The 15,094-nt window shown below is 73.4% G+C and carries 14 protein-coding genes; all 14 read left to right on the top strand.

Translation table 11 applies throughout. From position 1 onward, the window contains the following. The first annotated feature begins 66 nt into the window (after window positions 1-66). The 14 genes from RNB18_RS08430 to sbnA all read left to right on the top strand — a co-directional run bounded on the left by RNB18_RS08430 (window position 67) and on the right by sbnA (window position 15,094). Entirely contained in the window at window positions 67-1,044 is a 978-nt protein-coding gene (locus RNB18_RS08430; RefSeq protein ID WP_311713503.1) for an acyl-CoA thioesterase, read from the top strand. After that, window positions 1,041-2,255, top strand: coding sequence for a beta-ketoacyl-[acyl-carrier-protein] synthase family protein (locus RNB18_RS08425; RefSeq protein ID WP_311713502.1), 1,215 nt, complete (start codon window positions 1,041-1,043; stop codon window positions 2,253-2,255). The genes RNB18_RS08430 and RNB18_RS08425 overlap by 4 nt, the downstream gene beginning before the upstream one ends. Then, complete coding sequence (locus tag RNB18_RS08420) at window positions 2,248-3,351, top strand: beta-ketoacyl synthase N-terminal-like domain-containing protein (protein WP_311713501.1); 1,104 nt, start codon at window positions 2,248-2,250, stop codon at window positions 3,349-3,351. Before RNB18_RS08425 ends, RNB18_RS08420 begins: the two co-directional genes overlap by 8 nt. Continuing rightward, a complete protein-coding gene (locus tag RNB18_RS08415) occupies window positions 3,335-4,150 on the top strand; it encodes an SDR family oxidoreductase (RefSeq protein ID WP_311713500.1) in 816 nt (271 codons plus the stop codon). Before RNB18_RS08420 ends, RNB18_RS08415 begins: the two co-directional genes overlap by 17 nt. A 58-nt stretch (window positions 4,151-4,208) precedes the next feature. Further along, window positions 4,209-5,327 (top strand): beta-ketoacyl synthase N-terminal-like domain-containing protein, encoded by a 1,119-nt coding sequence (locus RNB18_RS08410; protein WP_311713499.1) that lies wholly within the window; start codon window positions 4,209-4,211, stop codon window positions 5,325-5,327. Between the two features lie 136 nt (window positions 5,328-5,463). Next, window positions 5,464-5,733: an acyl carrier protein gene (locus tag RNB18_RS08405; protein ID WP_311713498.1), complete on the top strand. Its 270-nt coding sequence runs from the start codon at window positions 5,464-5,466 to the stop codon at window positions 5,731-5,733. Next, window positions 5,730-6,179, top strand: coding sequence for a 3-hydroxyacyl-ACP dehydratase FabZ family protein (locus tag RNB18_RS08400; protein ID WP_311713497.1), 450 nt, complete (start codon window positions 5,730-5,732; stop codon window positions 6,177-6,179). Before RNB18_RS08405 ends, RNB18_RS08400 begins: the two co-directional genes overlap by 4 nt. Further along, the gene (locus RNB18_RS08395) at window positions 6,176-6,685 is read left to right on the top strand and encodes a 3-hydroxyacyl-ACP dehydratase FabZ family protein (protein WP_311713496.1); all 510 of its coding nucleotides are present in this window, start codon (window positions 6,176-6,178) and stop codon (window positions 6,683-6,685) included. The genes RNB18_RS08400 and RNB18_RS08395 overlap by 4 nt, the downstream gene beginning before the upstream one ends. 23 nt (window positions 6,686-6,708) lie before the next feature. Next, entirely contained in the window at window positions 6,709-7,461 is a 753-nt protein-coding gene (fabG, locus tag RNB18_RS08390; RefSeq protein ID WP_311713495.1) for a 3-oxoacyl-[acyl-carrier-protein] reductase, read from the top strand. Continuing rightward, complete coding sequence (locus RNB18_RS08385) at window positions 7,458-8,177, top strand: 2-hydroxychromene-2-carboxylate isomerase (RefSeq protein ID WP_311713494.1); 720 nt, start codon at window positions 7,458-7,460, stop codon at window positions 8,175-8,177. The genes fabG and RNB18_RS08385 overlap by 4 nt, the downstream gene beginning before the upstream one ends. Before the next feature lie 212 nt (window positions 8,178-8,389). Continuing rightward, window positions 8,390-11,875: an AMP-binding protein gene (locus RNB18_RS08380; RefSeq protein ID WP_311713493.1), complete on the top strand. Its 3,486-nt coding sequence runs from the start codon at window positions 8,390-8,392 to the stop codon at window positions 11,873-11,875. After that, entirely contained in the window at window positions 11,872-13,719 is a 1,848-nt protein-coding gene (locus RNB18_RS08375; RefSeq protein ID WP_311713492.1) for an acyl-CoA dehydrogenase family protein, read from the top strand. The genes RNB18_RS08380 and RNB18_RS08375 overlap by 4 nt, the downstream gene beginning before the upstream one ends. Further along, complete coding sequence (locus RNB18_RS08370) at window positions 13,716-14,027, top strand: acyl carrier protein (protein ID WP_311713491.1); 312 nt, start codon at window positions 13,716-13,718, stop codon at window positions 14,025-14,027. The genes RNB18_RS08375 and RNB18_RS08370 overlap by 4 nt, the downstream gene beginning before the upstream one ends. Before the next feature lie 83 nt (window positions 14,028-14,110). Further along, complete coding sequence (gene sbnA, locus RNB18_RS08365; RefSeq protein ID WP_311713490.1) at window positions 14,111-15,094, top strand: 2,3-diaminopropionate biosynthesis protein SbnA; 984 nt, start codon at window positions 14,111-14,113, stop codon at window positions 15,092-15,094.

The raw sequence follows: 15,094 nt of genomic DNA, 5'->3' as shown, positions 1-15,094 counted from the left end.
GCACCACCGTCCTTCACCTGCACGAGCGTTCAGTTTCTCCTGCCCATCTCTACTCACGGAGTCGACGTGACCACCACGCACACCGCTGACATCGAGGCCGCGGTCCTCGCCCTGAAGGAGCCCAGCTCCCTGGAGATCCGGCCCCGTTACGAGGGCTCCAACATCTGCACCTGGATCGGGTTCAAGCACGTCAACTACCTCGTCGAGGAGGCAGTGCTGAACCATCTCAGGCAGGCCGGCCTCGCACCCGGCACGGTCTACGAGGTGTACGGGCTGTGCACCGACATCGTCGACATCGACACCCGCATCCTGCACGCCTTCCACATCGACGACACGGCCGTCGCCGAGGTGCGGCCGCACCGCAGGGCCAAGGACGGCGAGCTGGTCTTCGCCGTCACCCTGCACGTGCGGCGCGAGACCCTGCTCAAGGCCGTCACCTCCACCGTGCGCGTCCAGCTGCGCCTCGACCCGCGCGGCGGCGGCGAGCTGCCCGTGCCGGCCGCGCTCGCGCCGTTCGCGGTGGACCGGCTGGCCGCCGAGCCGGGCTGGACGCCCGAGCCGGTCGAGGCCGACCTCGCCGCCGACGACCTGGTCAAGGAGCTGACGGCCGGGAAGAACGCGTACGCCTGGAAGTTCCGTATCCCCTACTGGTACTGCCACTTCACCGAGCGCCAGCAGATGTCCGGCTATCTGCGGCTGATGGAGGAGGCCAAGGACCGGCTCGTCGCCGACCGCGGGGTCTCCATCAAGACACTGCTCGACGAGCAGAACTGGATCCCGGTGGTGCCGCACTCGCGGATCACCGTCCTCGACGAGGCGCGGATGGAGGAGGACCTCTACGTCGTCCTCACCGTCGAGAGCGTCTTCAAGGGGTTCACCTACGACTCCCGCATGGACACGTACGTCGTACGGGACGGGAAGCTGGTGCAGACCGCCACCGGGCGGATCACCCACGGGTACGCCGTCATCGAGAACCGGCGCGACTGGTCGCTGGTCTCCTTCGACGACCGCATGAACGCTGCCCTGGAGGGCCGGGCGGCATGAACGCCGAGGTCGAGGTCGTGGTCACCGGGGTCGGCGCCGTCACCTGCCACGGTGTGGGCGCGGGCGAGCTGTGGCGGGCCATGACGGCGGCCGGGACCCGTCTGCCGGACCGGCCCGCGGATCCGCTCGCCCTCATGGACCTGCCGCTGATCAACCTGGTGCCCGACCTCGACCTGCCCGGTCTCGACCCGACGTCCGAGCGGGCGACGCGGTTCGCCTCGCTCGCCGCCGCCGAGGCACTGGCCGACGCCGGGCTGGACGCCGATGCCCTGGACGCGGTGCGCAGCGCCGTCGTGCTCGGCAGCTGCATGGGCGAGCCCGGGGTGAACGAGCGGGAGCGGGGCGGACAGCGGTGGGAGCCGCCGTTCCGGCTCGCGAGCGCGCTCGCCGATGAACTGGGGCTGTTCGGTACGGCCCTCGACGTCGCCAACGCCTGTGCCGCCGGGGGGTACGCCCTCGGGGTCGCCATGGACCTGGTGCGTGCCGGTGAGGCCGATGTCGTGATCGCGGGGGGTTCCGACGCCTACTCGCGGGTCGCGCTCGGGTGCTTCAACCGGCTCGGGGCCGTCGATCCCGAGCGGTGCCGGCCCTTCGAGAGCGACCGGGCCGGGACGGTGTTCGCGGAGGGCGCGGGCGTGGTGGTCGTGGAGTCGGCGGCGCACGCCCGGGCCCGCGGGGCGCTCGACTCCGGTGACGGGCGGGTGCTGAGCCTCGACGGGGTCGGCTGGAGCTGTGACGGCGACCATCCGACGGCGCCCCGGGAGGACGGCGAGCAGATCGTGCGGGCGATGCGGCGGGCGCTGGGTGAGCCGCCGTACGACGTGGGGTGCGTGGTGCCGCACGGGACCGGTACGCGGCTCAACGACGTGCTGGAGAGCCGGTTGCTGCGGCGGGTGCTCGGTGCGGGTGTGGGCGCTGGTGCCGGGCCGGTGCCGCTGTACAGCCTGAAGGCGCTGCTCGGGCATGCGGGTGGGGCGTCGGCGGCGCTCGGGGTGGTGGCCGGAGCGCTGATCCTGCGGCACGGAGTGGTACCGGGGAACGTCCCGGTGAAGGAGCAGGACCCGGAGTGCGAGGTGTGGTTGCCGGAGCGGGCTGTGCCGCTCGGGGTGCGGCGGGTGCTGGTGAACGCGTACGGGTTCGGCGGGAACAACGCGTCGGTGGTGCTGGCGGCGGCCGACGGTTCGTCGTCCGTGGGGGGTTCCGATGGATGAGATCGCTGTGACCGGGGTGGGAGTCGTTTCTGCCTGGGGCGATGAGCCCGGGGTCGCGGCGGCCCACCGTGGGCTGCCGTCGGACGGTCGTGAGTGGTTCGATCACCGGGTGCGGCTCGGGGCACGGGGGTACAAGTACCTTCCCGCCGCCGCCCAGTACGTGCTCGCCGCGGCGCGGGCCGCGGTCGCCGGCGGGGCCTGGGCCGATGCCGTGCCCGCCGACCGGCGGGGGCTGCTGCTCGCCACCAACGCCGGACTCGCCGCGGTGTACGACGCGATGGACGCCACCGTGGCCGAGCGCGGCGCCGACGGGATCTCCCCCGCCCTGGCGCCGTACTTCGCGGTCAACGTGCTCGGCAACCGGCTCGCCGCCGAACTCTCCCTGCACGGCTTCGCGCTGACCGTCGCCACCGCCCGTACGGCCGCGCTGGACGCCCTGTCCACGGGGGCGTCGGCGCTGGCCGCCGGCCGGTGCGGCGCGCTGCTGCTGGCCGCGGCCGAGGAACCGGTGCCGGCCCCGCGGGGCGGGGGCGGGGAGCAGGGCGCGGCGGTGCTCGCCCTGGAGCCGCTCACCTCGGCCCGCGCCCGCGGCGCCGCCGTCCACGCCACGCTCCGGGCCCGTTCGGTGTTCCTGCCCCCAGGGGCACTGGCTCGTCCGCAGGGCCGCGAGCGGGCCGCGCGGGTTATGGACCGGGTGCTGGAGGAGCTGGTTCCTGGAGCGCGCGTGCACGAGGGCGCGAGTGCGGTCGCGGGCGAAGCGCCGGGGGTGTCCGGGGGGGCCGGTCGGGTGCCGGGCGGGCCGGTGTCGTCGGCGCTGAGTGTGCACCTCGATCTCGACACCTCCCCGGTGTCCGAGGCCGTCGCCGGGGCGCTCGCCGGAGTGCGCACGCGGATGGGGGCGGAACAGGACGAGGTGCCCCTGCGGCGGACCGGATGTCTCGGTCCCGCTCTCGCTCTCGCGCACGCCGTGACCGCGCGGGACGACGGGGAACGGCTCGTCGTCAGTGCGACCGGGGCGGGCCAGGTCGCGTTCGTCCGGGTCTCCCCCGTACAGGACCGTCTCACACAGGAGTTGCAGCATGCTGAAGTCGCTTGAGGGCAGCTGGTGCCTGGTTCTCGGGGCGTCCAGCGGGATCGGACGGGCCATCGCGCTCGGACTGGCCGAGGAGGGCGTCCATGTCGCCGGGGTGCACTTCGACACCGCCGCGCGCGAGGACGAGGTCGCCCGGCTGGTCGAGGACATCCGCGGCAAGGGCGTCGAGGCGCGGTTCTTCAACGCCAACGCCGCCTCCCGGGCGACCCGGGCCGACATCGTGCCCGAGCTCGCCGAACTGACCGGGGCCACCGGGGGGATACGGATTCTCGTCCACTCGCTGGCCTTCGGATCGCTGGTGCCGTTCCTGCCGCGGGAGGGCTGGGAGAAGCAGATCAGCGGACGGCAGATCGAGATGACGCTCGACGTCATGGCGCACAGCCTCGTCCACTGGACGCAGGACCTGGTCGCGGCCAACCTGCTGCGCAGCGGTTCCAAGGTGTACGCCATGACCAGCGCCGGGACCTCGCAGCACCTGCCCAGCTACGGGGCGGTGTCGGCGGCCAAGAGCGCCCTGGAGTCCCATGTGCGCCAGCTCGCCTGCGAGTTGGCCACCAGCGGGATCGCCGTGAACGCGCTGCGGGCGGGGACCACCGTCACGCCCGCGCTGCGGCGGATCCCCGAGCACGCCGGGTACATCGAGCGGGCCGCCGAGAACAACCCGCACGGGCGGCTGACCCGGCCCGAGGACGTCGCGGACGCGGTCGCGCTGCTGTCCCGTACCGAGTCCTCGTGGCTGACCGGCAACACCATCGGCGTCGACGGGGCGGAGTTGCATGCCGCCGCCGGGGCGTGGGGCTGACTTCCCCCCTACTTCCCCTACTGCCCCCTACCTTCTACGACTTCAGGAGAAGACAGCTATGAGTGTCAGTCTTGCCACCGGGGCGGACCCGGACACCCTGGTCGTCTCCGGCTGGTCCGTGGCGTCGCCGTACGGTCTCGGCGCCCAGGCCTTCGCCGAGGGCGTGCGGGGACTGCGGGACGCGGTGCGTGCCGGTGACGAGGAAGCCGACCTCGGGCCGTACGAACGGGCCGGGCGGATACCGGACTTCGATGTGCGCGCCGTGCTCGGACGCAAGGGGACCCGGGCGATGGACCGGGCCACCGGGCTCGCCGTGGCCACCGCCGGGATGCTGCTGGAGCAGGCCGGGGCGGGGCTCGCCGAGGAGGTGCCCGAGGCCGTGGGCATGGTGCTGGGCACCGGGCACGGCAGTGTGCAGTCGATCATGGACTTCACGCGGGACTCGTTGACCGGGGAGAAGCCCTTCCATGTCGATCCCGCGCTGTTCCCCAACACCGTGATGAACCGCGCCGCCGGGCAGAGTGCCATCTGGCACACCCTGCGCGGGCCCAACACGACCGTGTCCGGCGGGGCGTTGACCGGGCTGCTCGCACTCAGTTACGCGGCGCGGCTGCTGCGGCGCCGGCACTGTGAGGCGGTGCTGTGCGGGGCGGTCGAGGAGTTCTCCCGGGAGCGGGCCTGGCTGGAGTACCGGGCGCGCAGCGGGGGGCCGCATCGGCAGCCGGTCGGGCCGCTCGGTGAGGGGTGCGCACTGTTCCTGCTGGAGTCGGCCGGGCGGGCTCGGGCCTACGGCCGCAGTGCGCTGGCTTCGCTGCTCGGGTCCCGGTTCATCGCCTTTCCCGATCCCGAGGGGGCCGACGAGGCCGTGGCCCGGGCCGTGCGGGAGGCGCTGAAGGAGGCCGACGTCCCGGTCGAGGACGTGGGGCTGCTGGTTCCGTCCGACGGGGGCGGGGTGCTCGGGGCCCGGGAGGATGCCGCGCTCGCCGGGATCTTCGGGGAACATCGGCCGCCTCGGCTGCGGTTGCGGCGGCTGGTCGGGGATCTGGGGGCGGCGTCCGCGTCGCTGCAGCTCGCCGGGGCGGTTGCCGCCGGCGGTGCGGGTTCGGTGGCGCTGGTGACGTCCGTGGATGCGGACGGGCAGGCCGGGGCGGTCGTGCTGCGGGTGGGGGAGCCGTGACGGCCTCGGCTTCGCCTTCGGCCCTTGTGTTCTCACCCGCACCACCCGTGCGGCTTTCGTCGTCGGGTTCCCCTCCCGTCACCGGCTTTTTCAGTTCGTCTGTGTTCACCCTCATCAGGAAGGACGTGTGTACGTCATGACCGACACCACCATCGCCGCCTCCGTGCTCGACAAGGAGCAGCTGCGGGATCTGGTCGCCGATGTTCTCGACCTGGACGTCACCGAGGTCACCGACGAGGCGCACTTCGTGGACGACCTCGATGTGGACTCGTTGATGGCGCTGGAGATCACCGTGCGGTTGGAGAAGGAGTACGGGGTCAAGCTCCAGGAGACCGAGCTCGCCGCCATCACCTCGCTGCGCGGGACCTACGAGCTGCTCGACCGCAAGCTGCGGGACGCGCAGTGAGCGCCGCGACGCCGCTCGGCGACCTCGAGCTGATCCGCAGCGGTCCCGCGGGGGCCGTCACCGCCTTCGACGCACCGGTGGACGGGCCCGTCGTGGACGGTCACTACCCCGGCTTCCCCGTGCTGCCAGGCGTGTTCCTCATCGAGGCCGCCGACCGCACGGTCCGCCAGTGGGCGCACGGCAACGTCCCGGCCCGCGACGGGGCCGAGGGCGGCGAGGTCGACCTCGTCGCGATGGACCGCTGCCGGTTCCACCGGCCGGTGTTCCCCGGCGACCGGGTGCTGGCCGACGTGACCGTGACCGACAACGCGGCCGGCCTGCTCTTCAAGGCGGCCGTCGCCACCAACCGCGGCAAGGTCGCCGACATCCGGCTCCGCTACCGCGTGCGGGACGGCCAGGGCGACGGCGCCGAGCAGGGCGAGCAGGAAGCCGAGGGCGCCGCGTGACCCGGGGCGAGTACGGCGTCAGCCGTATCAAGAACACCATTCCGCACCGGGGCGCCCTGCTGCTCGTCGACCGGGTCCGGCGGGTCGTCCCCGGGCAGAGCCTCACCGCCGTCAAGGCCGTCTCCGGCAACGAGCCCTGCTACGCCCCGCTGGGCCAGGACGCCGCCCCGGCCGACTACGCCTACCCGACCTCCCTGGTCGTGGAGTCCTGGGCGCAGTCCGCGGTGCTGCTGTCGGTGTGGGAGGCGCCCAACCCGGACGTGCTGGCCGGGAAGGTCGAACTCGCGGGCTCCATCAACGAGGTGGCCTTCGGGGCGCGTGCCTACCCCGGGGACGTCCTCGAGCACCGGGTGCGGATGGTCAAGGCCGTGGACGAGACGGCGATCCTCGCCGGGGAGACGTACGTCGGCAGCCGTGAGGTGCTGCGGATCGGGGCGTTCGTGGTGGCGCTGCGGGATGTCACCGAGCTGGCGCCGGCGCCCGGGCGCGCGCTGCTGACCGTATGAGACAGCCAGAAGGAGACGACGCAATGTCCGCACCACCCAAAAGCCCCAAAGTCGCGCTCGTCACCGGCGGGTCGCGCGGTATCGGCCGGGCGGTCGTCGAGCGGCTCGCCCGTGACGGCCACGACATCGGGTTCTGCTACCGCTCCGACGAACAGTCCGCCGCCGTCGTGGAGAAGGAGGTGCGCGAGCTGGGGCGGCGGGTGTTCGCGCGGCGCGTGGACGTGGCCGACGCCGCCCAGGTCCGGGAGTTCGTGCAGCGGGCCGAGGACACCCTGGGGCCGGCGACGGCCGCGGTCACCTCGGCCGGGATCACCCGGGACAGCCCGCTGGTGCTGATGCCGGACGAGGACTGGGACGCGGTCGTGCGCACCAACCTCGACGGCACCTACCACCTGTGCCGCGCGGTGGCCTTCCCGATGGTCAAGCGGGGCGGCGGAGCCGTCGTCACCCTCTCCTCGGTGGCCGGGGTCGCGGGCAACGCGGGCCAGACCAACTACTCGGCGTCCAAGGCGGGGATCATCGGCTTCACCCGGTCCTTCGCCAAGGAGGCCGGGCGGCACGGCATCCGCGCCAACGCGGTCGCGCCCGGCTTCATCGACACCGACATGACCTCCGTACTGCCGCCGAAGAAGGCCAAGGAGATGCAGGGCCGGATCCCGCTCAAGCGGTTCGGGTCCCCCGGGGACGTCGCCTCGCTGGTGTCCTTCCTGGTCTCCGAGGAGGCGTCGTACATCACGGGCCAGGTCTTCCAGGTGGACGGCGGCATCTCGCTGTGAGCGCCGCCCGCCGGACCCGCAGGCCTCCGCGGTTCTACTTCTCGCTGCGCAGCCCCTACTCGTGGCTGGCGTACCGGGATCTGCTGGAGCACCACCCGCGGACGGCGGCCGCCCTGGAGTGGGTGCCGTTCTTCGAGCCCGACGAGCTGAGCGCGAAGATGCTCGCCGAGGCCGGCGGGGCCTTTCCCTACACGCCGATGTCGGCGGAGAAGCACCGCTACATCCTCCAGGACGTACGGCGGCTGGCCGCCGCGCGCGGGCTCTCCTTCAGCTGGCCGGTGGACCGCGACCCGGTGTGGGAGGTGCCCCACCTCGGCTATCTGGCCGCGGCACGGCACGGCCGGGGACCCGAGTACATCGCCCTGGCCGCCCGGGCCCGCTGGGAGCTGGGGCAGGACGTCTGCGACCGGCGCACCATCGCCGGTTTCGGCGCCGAACTCGGCCTGGACGCGGAGGAGCTGGCGTGCGCCTCGGACGACCCGGAGCTGCGCGCCGAGGGGGTGCGGGTGCTGCTGGACATCCAGCGTGACGGTGTCTTCGGCGTCCCCTTCTTCGTCGACCACTACGACAAGTACTGGGGAGTCGACCGGCTCCCCGCCTTCGTCGCCGCGCTCGCGGCGAACAATCCCCGGCTCGCGCCGGACCCCGGCGAGCCCGCTCCCCTCGACGGCGCCGAAGTCCGCGTCGACGACGGGCACGCGGGCGGATGCGGCTGAGCCACCCTCTGGCCCGCCGCATCACCCCCCCACGGCCGCCGTACGTCACCCCTCCCCCTGTGGTGCGTACGGCGGCCGTCGACATGCGCGGAACGCTGTATACCGCGCCAAAGGCCACATATAGGTGCCGCATAGTGCGCCCCGGTTGGCTGAAGTCCAGACCGCAGCTGTGCGAGCGCGGCCCGACGGGTCGCAGAGGGTGAGTAGTTGGGGTGACCGACTTCGAGAGCTTCGTCGGCGCGCTGCGCCGCAGGGCCGAGCGCCGGCCCGCGCACAGCGCCGTCCGTTTCCGCACCGGGCCGGAGGTGGAGGAGCTGACGTACGGGGAGCTGGACCGCCGGGCCCGGGCCGCCGCACAGTGGCTCGCGGGCCGGGTGGCGCCCGGCGACCGGGTGCTGGTGTCCTGCGGCCCCGGAACCGGTTTCCTGCGCGCGTTCCTGGCCTGCCTCTACGCCGGCGCGGTGCCCGTGCCGGTGCCGTTGCCCGGCGGGTTCGGGCGCCAGGAGTCACGGACCACCGCGATCGCCGCCGACACCGGGGCACACCTGGTGCTGACCGACGGCCCGGGCCTGACGGCGGTGCGCCCCTGGCTGGAGGCCGAGCAGGCGGACCTGCCCGGACTCACGGCGGTGGAGGTGGAGTCGGCCGAGCAGTCGGGGGACGCCGACGCCTGGCACGAACTTCCCGTCGAACCGGACACGTTGTGCTTCCTCCAGTACACCTCCGGCTCCACCAGTGACCCGAAGGGCGTGATGGTGCCGCACGGGGCGCTCGTCCACAACCTGGGGATGATGCGCGACCGGCACGGCTGGCACGGCGACATGACCTGGTGCAGCTGGCTGCCCGCCCACCACGACATGGGGCTCATCGCGATGATGCTCGCCCCGCTGTACCTGGGCGGCACGGCGGTGCTGATGTCGCCCACCGAGTTCCTCAAGCGCCCGGTGTCCTGGCTGCGGCTCATCGACGAGTACGGCGCCGAGGTCAGCTGCGCCCCCAATTTCGCCTACGACCTCTGCGCGCGCCGCCTGACCGAGGAACAGACCGCGGGCCTGGACCTGTCGCGCTGGCGCTACGCCTGCAACGGCGCCGAACCGGTCGACGCCGCCACCCTCGCCCGGTTCGCCGAGCGGTTCGCGGACGCGGGCTTCTCGGCACGGGCCCTGCTGCCCGGCTACGGACTCGCCGAGGCCACCCTCTACGTCTCCGGCACCCCCGCCGACGAACCGCCGACGGTGCTGTCCGCCGACGCGGGCGCGCTGGCCCGGGACGAGGTCACCGAGGCCCAGGAGGACGCCGTACGGCAGGATTTGGCAAGCAGCGGTGTCGTGCACGGGCTCGACGTGCGGATCGTGGACCCGGCCGGCCGCCGCGAACTGCCCGAGGGGCGGGTCGGGGAGATCTGGATCCGCGGGGACAGTGTCGCGCTCGGCTACTGGAACCGGCCCGCGGAGACCGAACGGACCTTCGGCGCGGTCACGGCCGACGGGACCGGGCCCTTCCTGCGCACCGGCGACCTGGGGGCGCTCAGGGACGGACAGCTCTACGTCACCGGCCGCCTCAAGGAAATGATCATCGTGCACGGCCGGAACCTCTATCCGCACGACATCGAGCGTGAACTGCGCGACCTGGACCCCGCCTTCGCCGACCGTCCGGCCGCGGTCTTCGCGTCCCGGCCCGGTGGCGCGGGGGCCGAGGAGATCGTCGCGGTCCAGGAGGTGCGCGGGCGCGGCCGTACGGCCGACGAGCTGGCAGCCCTCGCCCGCACCGCCCGCGCCCGCCTCGCGCAGCGCCTCGGGGTGCGGGTCGGCGGTGTGGTGCTGGTCAAGCCGGGCCGCGTCCACCGGACGACGAGCGGGAAGATCCGCCGGGCCCGGATGCGGGAGCTGTTCGAGAGCGGTGGACTGACCGCTCTGCACGAGGAGTTGTCGCCGGAGCTCGCCAGGGCCTTCCGGGCCGGCTGGGATCCGCACGGGTTCGCCCGGACGCTGGAGGAAAAGCTCGGCGACCCCCGTGACGAGCGGCGGGTGTTCTCCTACCGCCGGGTCGCGGAGTGGGACCGGGCCGAGGAGTTCCCGGCCGAGGTGTGCCGGGAGCTGGACGCGCTCGGGGTGCCCCGCTTCTTCGTGCCGGCCGAGCACGGCGGTGAGCTGCGCACCGGCGAGGAACTGCTCCAGCTCATCCGCACGCTGTCCCGGCGGGACTTCACCTCCGCCCTCGCGCACGCCAAGACGTATCTGGGTGCCATATCGGTGTGGGTGGCGGGAGGCGAGGAGCAGGCACGGGCGCTGGCCGAGCGGGTCGGCGCGGGTGCCGTCGTCTCGCTGGCGCTCACCGAACACGCCCACGGCAGCGACCTGCTGGCGGGTGAGCTGCGGGCCGAGCCCGTCGCGGGCGGCTGGCGGTTGGACGGCCGGAAGTGGCTCATCAACAACGCGACCCGGGCCGACCTGGTGTGCGTCCTGGCCCGCACCAGGCCGCAGGGCGGCACTCGCGGCTTCAGCCTCTTCCTCGTGGACAAGTCGGCTCTGGCCGAGGGCAGTCGGCATGCGCTGCCGCAGGTGCCCACCCACGGTGTGCGCGGCGCCGACATCAGCGGCATCGCCTTCGACGGCGCCCTGATACCGGCCGACGCGCTGGTCGGCGGCGAGGGCGAGGGCCTGGAGATCATCCTCAAGGGCTTCCAGATCACCCGTACGCTCTGCTCGGCGATGTCCCTGGGCATGACGGACCACGCCCTGCGCATCGCCGTGGAGTTCGCCCGCTCCCACCACCTGTACCGGCGTCCGCTCGCCGGACTCCCGCACGCCGCCCGCACCCTGGCCGAGTCCTACGCCGACCTGCTGGCCATGGAGGCGGCGGCCCTGGTGGCGACCCGCTCCGCGCACACCCTGACCGGGGAGCAGAGCGCGGTGTCGGCGGTGGCGAAGTACCTGGTGCCGACGCTGGGTGACGAGGTGATCGGGGCGCTGCGCTCGCTGCTGGGCGCCCGCGCGATGCTGACCAGGGACTTCGCCGACGGGGCGTTCCAGAAGCTGGAGCGGGACCACCGGATCGTCGGGATCTTCGACGGCAGTACGGCCGTCAACCTCAACTCCCTGATCAACCAGTTCCCGGTGCTGTGCCGGGGCTGGCGCGGACGGCTCGCCGACCTGGACGGGGTGGCGGTGGCCGCCCGGCTGGACGGGCCCGCGCCCACGCTGGACCACGGTCGGCTGAGCCTGTACGCGCGGTCCGGGTCCAGCGTCGTACAGTCGCTGCCGGAGGCGGTCGAGCGGGTCACGCGGACCGCGCCGGCCTCGGTGGCCGACCGCGCCAGGGCACTGCTGGGGGCTGCGCAGGAGCTGCACGCCGAGATGGGCGCACTGCGGCACAGCGCGCGGGCCGTACCGGAGCCGGCCTTCGACGCGGCCCGCCGGTACGCCCTCGTGTACGCGGGAGCGGCGAGCCTGCACCTGTGGCTGGAGAACACCGGCACGCCGAGGGCGCGGGGCCCGCTGTGGACGGACGCGGCCTGGCTGGACGCGGTCCTGGCCCGCCTGCTGCACCGCCTCACCGGCGCCCCCGACCTGGACGACACGGACGGCCCGGCCCTGGACGCCCTGCTGCCGGCCCTGCACACCCAGACCGAACAGGGCCTGCTGTTCTCGCTGTTCCCGTGCCGCCTGGCGGAGACCCCGAAGGAGGAAGCGGCATGACGGACCTGCTGACGTCGGAGCCGACGGAGGAGTGGGAGCGGGTGGCCGGCGGTGCGGAGGGCGCCTCGGGCGGGGAGACGGCTCCCTCCACCGACCCGGCTCTGGACCGCATCACCGCCCTCGAAGCCCTTCTCGGTGACCCCGACGACCCCGCCAACCCGCTGGGCCTGCGCGCCGTGCTCGACGCCGACGAGCGGGGTGAGCTGCTCGCGGCCGGGGAGGAGGCGCTCACCGGGTTCGGGCTGGGGGCCGAGTTCGTGCCGGTGGAGTTCGGCGGGCGGTTCGCACGGGCCGACCGGTTCGCCCTGCTCATGCGGAGCCTGTTCCGGCGGGACGCCTCCCTCGCGATCGGACACGGGGTGACCAGCTTCATCGCCGGACTGCCCGTGTGGGCGGACGGCTCCGACGAGCAGCGGAGCCGGGTGGCCGGCCTGCTCCGCGGCGGCGGCCGGGTCGTCGCCGCCTACACCGAACTCGACCACGGCAGCGACTTCGCCCGTATCGCGCTCACCGCCCGGCCCGCACCCGGTGGCGGCTACCTCCTCGACGGCGGGAAGCAGCTGGTCAACAACATCGGCCGGGCCGAGGCCGCGGTCCTGTTCGCCCGGACCGACGAACGCCCCGGCAGCCGAGGCCACTCCCATCTCCTCGTCGGCCTCGACTCGCCGGCCGTCGACCGCTCGGCCCGCTATTCCACCTCCGGCGTGCGCGGCTGCCTGCTGGGCGGCGCCGACTTCACCGACACCCCCGTCCCCGCCGACGCCCTGCTCGGCGAGGAGGGCGGCGCCATGGAGACCGTACTGAAGGTCTTCCAGGTCACCCGCTGTGTGCTGCCCGGGATGGTCGTCGGCCTCGGCGACCGGCAACTGCGCACCGTGCTCTCCTTCGCCGGGGAGCGGCAGCTGTACGGCGGTCCCGTCAGCGCCCTGCCCCTCGCCCGCGCCACCCTCACGGGCGCCTTCGTCGACCTGCTGATCTGCGACGCGCTCGCCATGGTCGCCGCGCGCACCCTGCATCTCGCGCCCCAGGAGGCGAGTGTGCGGTCGGCGGCGGTGAAGTACCTGGTGCCGAAGCTGCTCCAGGACAGCTCCTACCGGCTCGGGGTGCTGCTGGGCGCCCGCAGTTATGTGCGCGAGGGGCCGTACGCCGGGTTCCAGAAGACGGCACGGGACCTGCCCGTCGTCGCGCTCGCCCACGCGAGCGGAGCGGTGTGCCTGTCGAACATCGTGCCGCAGCTGCCCCGGCTCGCCGACCGCGCCTGGCGCCCGGCAGCGAGCGGTACGCGGCAGCCGTACGACGACTCGCTCTTCCGGCTCCACGACCCGCTGCCCGCCCTCGATCTCGGCCGGCTGGAGCTGACCGCGCGCGGTGCGGACGGACTGGCCGCGCTGCTGCCCGAGTTCGCCGACGACCTCGCCCGCCGCGGTCCCGGACACGCCGAACTCGCCTCGCTCGCCGCCGAGTTCACCGGCCATCTCGCCGACCTCGCGGACCGCGCCGGCGCCCTGCCCCCGCAGGACCGCACCCCGCTCGCCGGCCGCCGTGCCTTCCTGCTCGCCGAGCGGTACGTCCTCCTCCTCGCGGCCGCCGCCTGCCTGGGCGTGTGGCGCGCGGCCGCCGAGGACCCGGCCGGCGACCCGTTCCTCGCCGATCCGCGCTGGGCCGGCGCCGCGCTGCACCGGCTCGCCGAGCGGCTCGGTCCGCGCCGCGACCCGCTGCCCGAGTCCGCCGTGGACGCGCTCTTCGCGGAGCTCTCCGCGCGGCACGAGGCGGCGTGCACCTTCGACCTTTTCCGTACCCGGCTCGCCACGAACGGCGGGCCCGCCAAGGGAGTTGACTCATGACCGAAACCACCTCCGCCCCCGCCCCCGCGGCCGCCGCCGACGGCACCGCGCCGCAGGCCATCCGCGCCTGGCTCGTCGACCGGGTCGCCTACTACCTGGAGCGCAACCCCGCCGACGTCGACGAGGGCACCCAGCTCGCCGAGATGGGACTCGACTCGGTGTACGCGCTCACCCTGTGCGGCGATGTGGAGGACCGCTTCGGACTGGTGGTGGAACCGACCTTGGCCTGGGACCACCCCACGATCGACGCGATCACCGCGCACCTGGCCGCGGCGCTGGGCGGGGCGCAGGAGGGGGTGCCGCAGTAGGTCGTCGGGCGGCTGCGGCTTCGTCGTGGCTGGTCGCGCAGTTCCTCGCGCCCCTTCGGGCGCTTACGCCCTGGAGGGGCCCCGTGCCTGAGAAAACCTTTCCCGGAATTCTGTCCACCGTAGGCAACACCCCGCTCGTCGAACTGGCGCGACTGCTCCCGGACTTCGGCTCCCGTGTGTTCGGGAAGGTCGAGCGGTTCAATCCCGGCGGCAGCATCAAGGACCGCTCCGCGCTCGGCATGCTGCTGGGGGCCATCCGTGGCGGCGAGGTGGAACCCGGTCGGTCCGTGATCGTCGAGTCCAGCTCCGGCAACCTGGCCGTCGGGCTCGCGCAGATCTGCCGCTACTTCGGACTGCGCTTCATCTGCGTGGTGGACGGCAAGACCACCGAGCAGAACCTCGCCATCCTGCGGGCCTTCCGCGCCGAGGTCGAGGTGGTCACCGAACGCGACGAGCTGACCGGTGAGTACCTGCCGGTCCGGCTGCGCCGGGTGCGGGAGCTGGTGGACCGGATCCCGGGCGCGTACTGGCCCAACCAGTACTCCAGCCCGCTCAACCCGAAGGCCCACGAGACCACCATGCGGGAGATCGCGGAGAGCCTCGACGGCAAGGTCGACTACCTGTTCTGCCCGGTCAGCACCTTCGGGACGCTGCGCGGCTGCCGTGACCACATCCGCGAGCGCGGGCTCGGCACCAGGGTGGTCGCGGTGGACGCGCTGGGCAGCGCGATCTTCGGCCTGGAGTCCACCCAGCGGCTCATCCCCGGGCATGGTGCCTCCGTGGTGCCGCCGCTCGCCGATCCGGCCTATGCCGACGAGGTGGTGCACATCTCCGACCTGGAGTGCGTGGTGGCCTGCCGTCGGCTCATCGCCCGGGAGGCGGTGCTGGCGGGCGGCTCCTCCGGGGCGGCCGTGGCCGCGCTGTGGAAGATCCGGCACCGGGTCCCGGAGGGCTCGAACTGCGTCCTCATGTTCCCCGACGGGGGCGACCGCTACCTCGACACCATCTACTCCGACGCGTGGGTGCGCGAGAACTTCGGCGACGTCTCCCACCTGTGGAAGGACTGA

The sequence above is a fragment of the Streptomyces doebereineriae genome (genome assembly GCF_031845645.1).
Classification (GTDB): domain Bacteria; phylum Actinomycetota; class Actinomycetes; order Streptomycetales; family Streptomycetaceae; genus Streptomyces; species Streptomyces canus.
Note: the sequence above shows the minus strand (reverse complement) of the source record. Positions and strands in the feature narration are given on the sequence as shown.